The 11717-nt window shown below is 69.1% G+C and carries 8 protein-coding genes and 2 pseudogenes; 8 read left to right on the top strand and 2 right to left on the bottom strand.

The features are described from left to right. The first annotated feature begins 168 nt into the window (after window positions 1-168). From ACFYY7_RS22850 to ACFYY7_RS22840, 3 genes are all read left to right on the top strand, one after another. A complete protein-coding gene (locus ACFYY7_RS22850; protein WP_388663939.1) occupies window positions 169-1797 on the top strand; it encodes a pentapeptide repeat-containing protein in 1629 nt (542 codons plus the stop codon). A 107-nt stretch (window positions 1798-1904) separates the two neighbouring features. Continuing rightward, window positions 1905-2630 (top strand): DUF6333 family protein, encoded by a 726-nt coding sequence (locus ACFYY7_RS22845; protein WP_388663937.1) that lies wholly within the window; start codon window positions 1905-1907, stop codon window positions 2628-2630. A 173-nt stretch (window positions 2631-2803) separates the two neighbouring features. Continuing rightward, complete coding sequence (locus ACFYY7_RS22840) at window positions 2804-5254, top strand: hypothetical protein (RefSeq protein ID WP_388663935.1); 2451 nt, start codon at window positions 2804-2806, stop codon at window positions 5252-5254. 87 nt (window positions 5255-5341) lie between these two features. Here ACFYY7_RS22840 and ACFYY7_RS22835 read toward each other — a convergent pair. Then, window positions 5342-5530, bottom strand: a pseudogene (locus ACFYY7_RS22835) (transposase); the annotation flags it as partial. 331 nt (window positions 5531-5861) lie between these two features. On the opposite strand from ACFYY7_RS22835, the gene ACFYY7_RS22830 reads away from it, so the two are divergent. The 5 genes and pseudogenes from ACFYY7_RS22830 (at window position 5862) to ACFYY7_RS22810 (ending at window position 10395) form a co-directional block, all read left to right on the top strand. Further along, window positions 5862-7127, top strand: coding sequence for an ABC transporter substrate-binding protein (locus ACFYY7_RS22830; protein ID WP_388663933.1), 1266 nt, complete (start codon window positions 5862-5864; stop codon window positions 7125-7127). Then, window positions 7124-8074: a carbohydrate ABC transporter permease gene (locus ACFYY7_RS22825; RefSeq protein ID WP_388664215.1), complete on the top strand. Its 951-nt coding sequence runs from the start codon at window positions 7124-7126 to the stop codon at window positions 8072-8074. Before ACFYY7_RS22830 ends, ACFYY7_RS22825 begins: the two co-directional genes overlap by 4 nt. A gap of 42 nt (window positions 8075-8116) precedes the next feature. Continuing rightward, on the top strand, window positions 8117-8953 hold the full coding sequence (locus ACFYY7_RS22820; protein WP_388663931.1) for a carbohydrate ABC transporter permease: 837 nt from the start codon (window positions 8117-8119) through the stop codon (window positions 8951-8953). A 74-nt stretch (window positions 8954-9027) separates the two neighbouring features. Continuing rightward, window positions 9028-9642, top strand: a pseudogene (locus tag ACFYY7_RS22815) (zinc-binding dehydrogenase); the annotation flags it as partial. Window positions 9643-9867: 225 nt separating this feature from the next. Beyond that, on the top strand, window positions 9868-10395 hold the full coding sequence (locus ACFYY7_RS22810; protein ID WP_388663929.1) for a hypothetical protein: 528 nt from the start codon (window positions 9868-9870) through the stop codon (window positions 10393-10395). 251 nt (window positions 10396-10646) lie between these two features. On the opposite strand, the gene ACFYY7_RS22805 is transcribed toward ACFYY7_RS22810, so the two are convergent. Continuing rightward, the gene (locus ACFYY7_RS22805) at window positions 10647-11582 is read right to left on the bottom strand and encodes a LysR family transcriptional regulator (RefSeq protein WP_388663927.1); all 936 of its coding nucleotides are present in this window, start codon (window positions 11580-11582) and stop codon (window positions 10647-10649) included. Window positions 11583-11717 lie beyond the last annotated feature (135 nt).

The following is an 11717-nucleotide window of genomic DNA, read 5'->3' as shown; positions in this document are numbered from 1 at the left end:
CTGAGACCCGGCGGCCGCCGCTGCGCAATGTCCGGCGGCGGCCGCCGCGCCGGGCCGGGCGGCCGGTGGCGTGGTCGGGTCGACGGGCCGAGCTCGATGGGTTCCGGGCGAAGCGCTACCTTGCGGGAGCCAAGGAATTCGATCAACCAATCGTGCGGGGTGTCCATGGTGGCCATCGGTGATGACGGGCCGGCGGCCGAAGCGGTGCGAGCGGCCTCGGGCCGGCTGCGCGGCGGCGGCGCCGGTCCCCGGCGGGACGCCGTGACCGAACTGGCCCGGCTCGGCGACGAGCATCCGGACCTGCGGCCGGACGTGGCGGAGGCGGTCTGCGCGTTCGTCCGCGAGCACCTGGCCCGGGACGAACCCCCGGCGGACGGCAGCGATCATCCGGCCGGGCCGGACAGCGGCAACGATCCGGCCGGGCCGGAGGTACGGCGAGCGGCGCTCGCCATGCTCGCCGACCGGCTGCGCCCCGTGCCGGACGCGGCCGGGCCGGACACCGCCCGCTGGGACGGCATCGCGGTGGACCTGACCGGCGCGGTCGTGGACGGCATCGACTTCACCGGCTGCCGGTTCGCCCGGGCGACCTTCGCCGACTGCCTGTTCCGTGGCACGACCACGTTCGAGGGCGCGCGATGGGCGGGCGACGTGGTGTTCGCGCGCGCGGTGTTCTCCTGCGATGCCGGGTTCGTCGGCACCCGGTTCGGCGAGGAGGCCGTCTTCGGACGGGCCCGGTTCCACGGCCGGGCACGGTTCGACGGTGCCTGCTTCGACGGTCTCGCCTGGTTCGGCTTCGGCGAAGAGGGTGTCTGGGAGGACGAGAGCTGGGCGGATCCCGACGACGACGCCTCCACGGAGACGTTCGGGCCGACGACCGTGATCCCCTGGAGCGAGCCGAACGAGGCCGACCCGCACTGGCCCGATGCGTACCTGATGGGCGAGTACCAGTCCTGGGAGGAGGGCGGGGACGGGGCGCTGTTCCGCGGTGCCGCGTCGTTCCGCGGCGCGCACTTCCGGGACGCCGCGTGGTTCCGGAAGGCGAGGTTCGGCGCGGCGGCGTCGTTCCGCGGTGCGCGCTTCGACTCGCAGGTGTACCTGGACCAACCCGCCGCCGACCTCACCGACGCCCGTGCCGCGGCCACCGACCTCGAACAACGGTGGCCGTTCGGCTGGACGGCGGTATCCGCCGACGACGGCCCGGCACGCCTGATGACCGACGCCGCCGTCGCCCCGTACACCCACCAGTTGGCGGCAGCCGAGGCGTCCGTACGGCTGGCCGGGCTGCGGATCCTGGACGCTCTTGGCGACGCCCGGCCCGAGTTGCGCGACGGGATCGTCACCGCGACCTGCGCGTACCTGCGGATGCCGCTGCCGTTCCCGGTCGGCGCCACGGACCTCGACGACGAGCAGCGGGCCGAACTGGCCGTACGACAGGCGGCGCAGAACCTGCTCACAACGCATCTGCGGCCGGCGGACGCCAACCGGTTCTGGCCGGACGCGAAGCTGCCGCTCTCCGGCGCCACACTGGTCGACCTCGACCTGAGCGGCTGCCGGCCGGCCCACGCGGACTTCACGGGCACCCAGTTCCACGGCGCCACGCGGCTCGACGACTGCCTTTTCACCAGCGGCGCACTGCTCCGCCTGCCCGACGGCGGCGGTTCCGCGACGTTCCACGGGCCGGTCCGCCATGACGGCGCCGACCTCGGCGAGGAGTACTTCGCCCTACCCGGGCTGCCCCGTCGGCACACCGCCCGCGCCACACTCGAATCGCTGCTCGCGACCCGCAGCGCGCCGTGACCGCGCCGCCGGTCCGGCACCGGCGGCGCGGACTCGCCGACGGGGGACCGGACCGGCCGGCTGCAACCACCCCCGACGGGATCAGGCCTCCCGTTACGGTGACAGGCATGTCTGACACCGACTTCTGGACCCTGCCTCCCGACCGTATGACCCGGGGCAGCGGCAGCCGCTACGAACTGACCGTCCTCCACCCGCCGTTCACAGTGGACGCCGCCGGACTTCCGCCCAACGCCCCGGACCGGGCCGAGGAGTTCGCCCGCTCCCTGGAGACGATCGACGACGTCGTCGAAGACCTCGGTCCCCGTAAGCAGAGCGAATCGGTCACGGTCGCCACCAGGTCTGATCTGGACGTCGTCCAGGTGGGGGTGTGGGGGAACGTCATGTCGGTCTCCGACCCGGCCTTCGCGGACGACGGCAACGACATGCCGCTGCTCGCGGAGGCCACCCGGCTGCGTGAGCGCTTCCCCGACGCGCGGATCGTGGGCCGGGTGGAGGTGCACTGTGGTGCCGAGCACACCGAGGACCTCGTGTGGCTGCCGGACGGCACCATGTTCCATGCCTGTGGCTGGCCCGGTGACGAACCGTTCGTCGTGACCGGCGACCCGCAGGCGGTGATGTCCGCCCTCGGGATCACCGAGGAAGTGCTCGAAGAGCTCGACGTGTACTTCGACCTGGACGACGACCCGAACCAGAACGACTGGGGCGCCCTCGCCACGGCATGCCTCGGGGACGCGGACCCGTGGGGAAGGTCGGATCTGGACGCCTCCTCGCTCCGGGTGCGGCACAGCGAGCATGCGACCAGCCACATGGAAGACCTTTACTTCATCGGCTGAGCAGCTCTCAACGTCCAACGAAATCAGCTTGGTTGACGCTCCGACACGCGCCTGTCCGCCTTCTTGCGCGGTGGTGGACCGGCCTAGGATGAACGGGCGGCGCGTACATGTCACGGGGGCCCATACGTGCCGCCCCTACCCCTCAAGGCCCCATTCATGAGGGAAGATCACACTTGAACAGAGCACTGCGCATACCCGAGCGGTGGCGTCTGGCAGGCCGAGTCCTGGCCGCTTTCGGGATCGCTTCGGCGATCACCGTGACCGGCCTGCCCGGCATCGAGACCGACACCGCGAGCGCCGCGCCGCGCGCCGTCGCGGCCCGGATCAAGCCGGGTGCGAAGCGCTGCGACGTGAAGAACCTGGGAAGCAAGTACCAGAGCACGCCGAAGAACTCGGGGTTCCCCAACGACCCCACCGGATCGAATTTCTCCGCCTGGCAGGGCAACCCGAAGAACTTCAACTACGACCTGCCCGGCAAGGCGTACGACGGGGTGAAGCCCCCGACCGCCGCCGACAGGACACAGGCCCTGTCGAAGGTCCCGGGCGACACGGAGAAGAACTACAAGGAGTGGCAGAAGGCCGCGGACAAGTCCGGTGACCCGGAGGACCGCAAGTTCGAGATCTACGCCCGGTACTTCCACAACAAGGAGGGCCTGAGCTTCGAGCACTGGTTCGAGCACCGGTACATCCGCAACCAGACCAACAACCACAAGGGATCGGCGTTCGAACGCCAGCTCGTCCGTGACTTCCGCCTGGTCGGACCGGACTGGCTGTGCGAGGTCACCGTCGAACTCATCGACGCACAGGGCAACGTCGTCGAGACGCGCCGGTACGACGCCTACAACCAGCGCACCAAGGAGTTCAACGAGTTCAAGTCGAACTCGGAACTGACGAACAAGCAGCTCGGCAAGGACCGGAAGATCGCCCGGTTCATGCCGGACCACAAGTTCCGGTTCACCGGCGCGAAGGCGTTCACCACGGGCCAGCGCAAGAAGATCGACAACCTGAACAGGTACGTCAACCGGCTGCGGCCCGGCCAGACGAACCAGGTCCGCGGCAACCAGCGGATCTACAACCCCGTCCCGCGGACCAAGCCGATCAAGGGCTACTCCGACTACCAGCGGTGGTTCGCCCCGGGCTGCCAGGGCGGCCAGGGCAGGACGCAGCTCGCCGCCGTCTCCAACTGCGGCACCCGCGGCCCGCTGAACGACCGGATCAACGGATCCGGGAAGAACCTCGAACAGGCCAAGAGGATCCAGGCCGACGCCCGCCGGCTCGACACCCGGGGCACCCTCCCTCGCGGCGGCCCCGGCGGCGTCGACTTCACCACCCTGGAACTGCGCTACGTGGGCGGCCTGGGCAAGGGCAAGGGCATGCAGTACTCCATGCGTGCCGACCAGATGCCCGACCCCGACGAGAACCCCGGCTTCGGTGGCGAGGCGCGCATGCAGCTCTCCTCCGACGCCCTGTTCACCTGGCTCGCACTCACCCCGGAGAAGTTCTGGGTCAACCTCAACCCGGACGAGCCCGACCGGGTCATGGACGCCAAGTTCGGCAGGACCGACGCGGGCCGGGTCCTGCTCGAAGCGGACCTGGAGATGAAGCACGACTTCTCCGAAGCCCTCAACCCCGACAAGCATGCCGGCGCCAAGCGGTACTGGGACACCGCACCCCGCCAGAACGGCATGCCCTGTTTCCCCGGCGTGCGCATGTGGATCGAGCCCAAGCCCGCCCAGGTCCGCGAGCAGGACGGCGGAATCTACATCCTCGACGCACCCCTGAAGGTGTCCACCCAGTGGCTGGACGTCGAGTGGCAGGCACCCGGATCCACCGAGTGCAAGGGCCTGACCGACGAGCAGAAGCACGCCATCGAGGCCGGCGTCCGCACGAACGTGATGCCGCTGGTGGAGGACCGGGTCAACACCGACCCCGACTACGCCGACCTGCGCGCCGTCTACACCGCGCGCGTCGCCGCCGAGTACATCCGCCAGCAGGACGCTAAGACCCCGACCGACTTCCACAAGATCATCGACTCGAACGACGTCTCCGCGTGGCCGCTGCGCGCGCCCAACGAGAACTGGACCCGCGAGGACGTCCACAAGCGCTACATGGACTCCATCAAGAAGGGCATCGAGTGGTTCGAGCTGGAGTACGGCGGCAAGGTCTACAACCAGGGCGTCGGCGGCGTGGACTTCTCCAAGCAGCCCAAGCAGAACATCTCCCGCACCCGGTTCAACGTCGAGCACCGCACCCTGGACACCACCACCAGGACGTCCCTCCAGTCCGATGACGTCTCCTACCGGGACACCGACACCCTCTACCTCGGCGGCGGCAGGATGGCGGCCGGCGAAGGCGAGGATCCCAAGCCAAATCCCACCCCCACTCCCACGAAGCCTGATCCCGGCCCGTCCAAGCCGGGTGACGACCCGTCGACCCCGACCCCGGCCCCGACCGGCGGGAGCACCCAGCCGCCGGCGAACAAGCCCGACCCGCACGGCGGCCTCGCCGACACCGGATCCGACACCCAGATCGGGCTGATCTCCGGCATCGCCGCGGCTGTCGTCGCCGCCGGCGCGGCCCTGGTGTGGTGGATGCGCCGCAGGCGTCAGGACGCCACCGGCTGAACCGGCCGACGGCGCTTCGCCCGCTGAACAGGAGAAGGGCCCCACTCCCCGAAGGGCGAATTCCAGGGGTCGTTGCAACACAAGTGATCAACTGGCTGTTGCCAGGAGCTTGGCGAGGCGCTCGGCCGGGGTTTCCCAGCCGAGCGTTTTGCGTGGCCGGCTGTTCAGCCCGGCGGCCAGGGCGTCCAGCTGTTCGCGGCTGTAGCGGGCCAGGTCGGTGCCCTTGGGGAAGTACTGACGCAGCAGGCCGTTGGTGTTCTCGTTCGGGCCGCGCTGCCGCGCCCGCCGTGCCGAGGGTGCCGCGGTGGCCGGTGAGGTGCTCAGGCGGCCCTCGGCCAGGAGGGTTGCGCGGTCGCTCTCAGGCAGGGAGGCGAGGGCGCGTTCGTGCACCCCGCCCACGATGCGCCGGCTTTGCTCGGCGGTGCCGTCGCCCCTTCCGGCTCGGCGTTCGCGAAGCCGGGCCGTCGGCTCATGACGAGGACGGCCTGAACATCCCTGGCTGCATTTGACCGTTGAAGACTCTGATCGAACTGCCCCTTCGGCCATAACTGGCCGTTTCACGGGCGGGCAACAACTCATACACGTATTGGCCTCACACTGATGGACCATGCCCCACTCAAGCACCACAGCCAACAGCATCAGCCGCCGGTATCTGCTGGCCGCCTCGGGCGCCCTCGCATTCACCGCCGCCTGCGGATCCAACACCGGCCGTGCCGGCGGAGCGGGTGATGGCCCCGCCCTCGACCAGTGGTACCACCAGTACGGCGAGGCCGGGACCGAACAGGCGGTGAAGCGATATGCGGCCGCGTACCGCAAGGCGAATATCACGATCGAGTGGCGGCCCGGCAATTATGACCAGCAGACGGCCGCAGCACTGCTGACCAAGAACGCACCGGACGTCTTCGAGGGCAGTCCGACCCTGGACCAGATCCGGGGTGGTCAGGTCGCCGATCTCACCGACCTGCTGGACGGGGTACGCGATGACTTCAACCCCGCGGTCCTCACCCCCAAGACGTACAAGGGCAAGATCTACGGCATCCCGCAGACCATCGACATGCAGATGCTCTATTACCGAAAGAGCCTGCTGGCCGAGGCCGGAGTCCGGCCACCGCAGATCCTCGACGAACTGGCCGACGCCGCAAAGGCCCTGACGACCAAGGATGTCAAGGGCCTCTTCCTCGGCAACGACGGGGGAGCCGGCGTGCTCGGCGCCACCCCGCTCCGCGCCGCAGGCCTGGAACTGGTGACCGCCGACGGAACGGTCGGATTCGACGATCCGCAAGCCGCCAGAACCCTCGGCAAACTGAATCGGTTCCACCAGGACGATTCCCTGCTGCTCGGAGCCCCCACCGACTGGTCCGACCCGTCCGCGTTCCTCCAGGGCCTGACCGCCATGCAGTGGACGGGACTGTGGGCCCTCCCGCAGATCGAGAAGGCGCTGGGCGACGACTTCGGCGTCCTGCCCTTCCCCAGCGACGGGGCACACGGCAGGCCCTCGGTACCGGTCGGCGCCTACGGGGCGGCCGTCAGTGCGCGCAGCAGCCACATCGACGCGGCGAAGGCATACGTGAAGTGGCTGTGGGTGGAACGGACCGACTACCAGGAAGACTTCGCGCTGTCCTACGGCTTCCACATTCCCGCCCGGATCTCGCTGGCGAAGAAGGCAGCCGGACTCGCCAAGGGCGCGGCGGCCGAAGCCGTCCGCTTCACGACCGAACACGGCTATGCACAGCCCCTGTTGTGGACCAGCAGGAGCCAGACCGCCTACCAGGACGCCCTGAGCCGGATCATCACCGAAGGCGCCGACCCGGACGCCCAGATCAGATCGGTCGTCGCGACGGCGAACGCCGAGCTGAAGCGGGTGCGGTCATAGCCACGCAGACACCTGAAGGCACCGGACGGCCGCTGGGACGGCGACTGCTGGGTCCCCAGAACCGCTACCTGTGGTTCTGGGTCTTCGTCGGCCCCTTCGCCGCCGGGCTCGCCCTCTTCACGTACGTACCGCTGCTGTGGAGCGTGTGGCTCAGCTTCTTCGACGCCCACAACACGGTGACACCGACCGACTTCGTGGGCCTGGACAACTACGCCGAGATCCTCGGCGACCCGTCCTTCGTCTCCAGCCTCGTCACCTTCGTCGTCTTCTCGCTCTTCATAGTTCCGGCAACCTACGGGCTCTCGCTCGCCCTCGCTCTGATGGTCGCCCGACTGCGCTTCGCCCAGGCGTTCTTCCGGTCGGTCTTCTTCCTGCCGACCGCCTGCTCGTACGTCGTCGCCGCAATGATCTGGAAGCTGTCGATCTTCAACGGGGTACGGTTCGGGCTGGCGAACACGGTGCTGGGATGGTTCGGCGGCTCGGACATCGCCTGGCTGTCGACCACCAGCCCGCCCTGGTACTGGCTGGTCATCGTGACCGTGCGCATGTGGCTCCAGGCGGGCTTCTACATGGTGATCCTGCTGGCCGGACTCCAGCGAATCCCACGCACCCTCTACGAGGCGGCGGCCGTCGACGGCGCGCGCCCCGGCTGGCAGGTCTTCAGGCACATCACCTTCCCGCAGCTGCGTGCGACTTCCGTCGCCGTCGTCCTGCTCCTGGTGATCAACGCCTTCCAGGCCTTCGACGAGTTCTACAACCTGCTGTCGACGGCACGCGGCTACCCGCCCTACGCCAGGCCGCCCCTGGTCTACCTGTACTACGTGGCGCTGGGACAGGACCAGAACCTGGGCCTCGGCAGCGCGGGCGCGGTGATCCTCGCACTGATCATCGCGGTCGTGGCGGTGGTACAGGCACGCTGGTTCGGTCTCGGACGCCGGGAGGACTGACGTATGCGACAGCACCCGACGGATCGAACAACGGGGCTCTCCATGGCCCATGCCTTCCGACGGCTCGCGCGCGCACTGCGGCTCGTGCTGCTCATCGCGCTCGCCGTGCTCTTCCTCGTCCCGTTCTACCTGCTGGTGCGCAACGGCCTGGCCACCGAAGCGGACATCACCGGGGCGGACTGGACGTTCTTCCCGCACAGCCTCCAGTGGGGCAACCTGCGGGAACTGTTCAACGACAGCAATGTCCCCATGCTGCACGCCCTGTGGAACTCGGCCGTGATCGCCGTCCTCACGACCGTCGGCACCCTGCTGCTCGCCTCGCTGGCCGGATACGGGCTGGCTCGCATCGAGTATCCCTATGCGAGCCAGGTCTTCTACGCGTTCCTGGTCACCCTGATGATCCCGTCCGCCGTCACTTTCGTCCCGAGCTTCGTCCTCGTCTCGTCGCTCGGCTGGGTCTCCACCCTGCGCGGACTGATCGTCCCCACCCTCTTCAGCGCGTTCGCGGCCTTCCTCTTCCGGCAGTACTTCCTCGGCTTCCCCCGGGAGCTGGAGGACGCGTCCAGGGTGGACGGGCTCGGCTACTGGCGTACGTACTGGCGGATCGTCGTCCCCAACACAAAGCCGGTCTTCGCCGCCGTGGGGGCGATCGTCTTCATCGGCTCGTGGAACTCGTTCCTCTGGCCGCTGGTGATCGGCCAGCAGCGCGACGCCTGGACCGTGCAGGTCGCGCTCGCCACCTTCACCACGGCTCAGACGGTCAACCTGCATGAGCTGTTCATCGCAGCCGCCGTGTCGATCCTGCCCCTGCTGGTGGTCTTCCTGGTACTCCAGCGCCACATCGTCGCGGGCGCGGAGCGCTCCGGCATCGATGAATGATCAAGAGCCCGGGCGCCGGCGCGGACCACCGTCCGCACCGGGGTCAGCGGTCGGCGATGTCCTCGCGGAGGCCCCCGGGCGAGAGCTTCGCCGTGTACGGCGGCGGGCCGGTCGGGCTCATGGCCGCCTACTTGGCCCTGTTGCGCGGCGCGAAGAAGGTCTTCGTCGTGGACCGCGTTCCCGAGCGGCTGGAAAAGGCCCGGGAGATCGGTGCGATTCCGGTCAACTTCGCCGAGGGCGACCCCGTGGAGCAGATCAAGGACCGGACCGAAGGCATCGGCACGGACAAGGGCGTCGACGCCGTCGGCTACCAGGCGGCGGCGCGCGGCACCGACCGCGAGGAACCGGCGACAGTCCTGAACTCGCTCGTCGGCACGGTCCGGGCCACCGGAGCGCTCGGCGTACCCGGCCTCTACGTTCCGTCCGACCCCGGAGGCCCCGACGAGCAGGCCCATCGCGGCATGCTCCTCGTCTCGATCGGCAAGCTCTTCGAGAAGGGCCTACGCCTGGGTACGGGGCAGTGCAACGTGAAGCGCTACAACCGGTTCCTGCGCGACATGATCATCGAGGGCCGGGCCCAGCCGAACTTCGTCGTCTCGCATGAACTGCCCCTGGACCAGGCGCCCTCGGCGTACGACAAGTTCGACAAGCGGATCGAGGGCTGCACGAAGGTCGTGCTGCACCCGTAGCGGAAGATCCGACGGCACGCCGTACGAGCCGGGCTCTCCCGTTCGGCCGGGAGCGGGCACGCCTCGCCGCCGATGACGCCTGGGCCGCGGCCACCTCCAGCTCCGGCCCATCGTTTCCGCGCCCCGACCTGCCGCGGGGGAGGAGCGGGACCCCGGCCCACCTCGGACCGGCGACGGGACAGCCCACATGGTGCCGCCGCCACGGGATACCCCAAACTGGCCCGCATGGATTGGTTGCCACTGCTCTCCACCCTGGCCGGGGCCGCAATCGGCATCTTCGCCACTCTCATTGCCGATCGGAATCGGTGGAAGCGCGAGGATGTCAAGGAAGCCCTTCGGCTGCGGCTCGACATCTACACGCAGTACACCACCATCGTGAAGGTCCTCGGCGAGACCCTGCGCGCCCTGGCCGATCGAGAGCACCCTTCCAACGACGAGCGGGCGCTTGCGCTGCGCGATGCCTTTCGGGATTCAGGCATAGGCATCGCGTCAGAACGGATGTGGCTCATCGCGCCCCAACCCGTCGTCAAGGCATCCAACAGCGTGTTCCACTGCCTGCGACGCATCTGCGACGGCTACATCGACGGCACTGCCGTCAGCAGTCCGGAGGACCGCGCCCGCTGGGAGGCACGCGGCGAAGCAGCCGCCGAGATGCGCAAGCTCATGCGCGAAGATCTCGGCGTCGGCCCACTCACCGAACGCCACAGCCCCCTTCTCAACGACCAGAACAACCCCGCCGCGCAGCGATCGTGACCGTGGCACCAATGTCATTGGATGGCACACCTGGGAACGCCGGGCATGATTTGCCGAGTCGGCTCCGTGATCGGCCACGGTTGCCCCCGAGCCGCCGGGCTGACATCGAGGCCTCGCTCGCGGAGAACGCAGCCCTGTGCGAGCAAGCCACCGGACGACAGGCTGTCATCATCCCTCAGGCACAGGTCACGCAAGCGCAGAGGCCTTGAGCCAGGCGTCATCGCGTACATGGAAGTAGGGGTAGTACAGGTTCAGCGCGGAAGCACCCAGCCCGGTACCCAGGTCCCGGCGGCGTCCTGGCCGCCCGTCGTGGCGGCGAGGTGGGCGCGGAGGGTGGCCAGCGCCGGGTGGGGGTTGTCGCGGTGCCAGAGGAGCGAGTGCGGGTAGACGGGCGTCGGGTCCGTCACCGGGATGCGGCGCAGGCCGTGATCGGCGGGCCAGATGAGGCGGGTGTGCTCGCCCATGAAGGTGGCCAGAGCCGGAGTGTCGGAGATGGTGTCGAGGAGCGCGTCGGAGCCGAAGTTGGGACCGGTCACCTCGATGGTGAGGCCGAACTCGGCGACGAGGTCGTCGTAGTAGGCGCCCCACTCGGTACCGGGGGCGATGCCGGGCATCCAGATCCGGTGCCCGGTGAGCTGGGCGACGGTCACCGACCGGGCGCCCGCCAGTGCGTGGGCGGGGCCGGTGAGGAGCTGGAGCGGCTCGTCGAGCACCCGGACGGACTCGATGCCCTCGGGCAGGGGCCGGCCGGGCGCGGCGACGGCGCGGAAGGTCGCATCGATCGCACCGGAGCGGATGGCGGTGACGGCCGTCTCGATATCGAACAGCATCATCACGTCGAGGTCGATCTCGGGGTGTGCGCGGTGGAAGCCGCGCATCAGGCCCGACTGTGCGCTGCGCGAGGCGATCACATCGACGCGCAACGGACGGTGGTCGGGGCGCACGGACGCGCCCGCACGCTCGGCGACGCGGAGCAGCTCCCGTGCGTGGGGCAGGAACGCCTGCCCATCGATGGTGAGCTCGGCGCCGCGTGGGGCACGGGTGAACAACCGCACGCCGAGGGTGCGCTCCAGCGCGGCGATGCGTTTGGAGACAGCCTGCTGGGTGATCGACAGGTCGGCGGCGGCCTTCTGGAACTGGCCCGCTTCCGCGACGGCGACGAAGGTACGTACGGCTTCGAGATCCACGCCTACCCACCTTACTGAACAACGGATGGTTGTGAATCGCTGGCAGGTCAGTTGTTTGACCTGCTGCAGTCCTGCCCACTTAGCTCTCCTCGGTCAACGTCGGATTGTTCGGGTGGGACTTCACGGGGGGTGCTG

It is taken from the genome of Streptomyces sp. NPDC001933, from assembly GCF_042890955.1.
Lineage (GTDB): Bacteria > Actinomycetota > Actinomycetes > Streptomycetales > Streptomycetaceae > Streptomyces.
Note: the sequence above shows the minus strand (reverse complement) of the source record. Positions and strands in the feature narration are given on the sequence as shown.

What these genes read in the sequence shown, in the direction of transcription:
- ACFYY7_RS22845 (WP_388663937.1), top strand. Translation starts at nt 1,905, where the DNA reads ATGTCTGACACCGACTTCTGGACCCTGCCTCCCGACCGTATGACCCGG.
- ACFYY7_RS22830 (WP_388663933.1), top strand. Translation starts at nt 5,862, where the DNA reads ATGCCCCACTCAAGCACCACAGCCAACAGCATCAGCCGCCGGTATCTG.
- ACFYY7_RS22820 (WP_388663931.1), top strand. Translation starts at nt 8,117, where the DNA reads ATGGCCCATGCCTTCCGACGGCTCGCGCGCGCACTGCGGCTCGTGCTG.
- ACFYY7_RS22810 (WP_388663929.1), top strand. Translation starts at nt 9,868, where the DNA reads ATGGATTGGTTGCCACTGCTCTCCACCCTGGCCGGGGCCGCAATCGGC.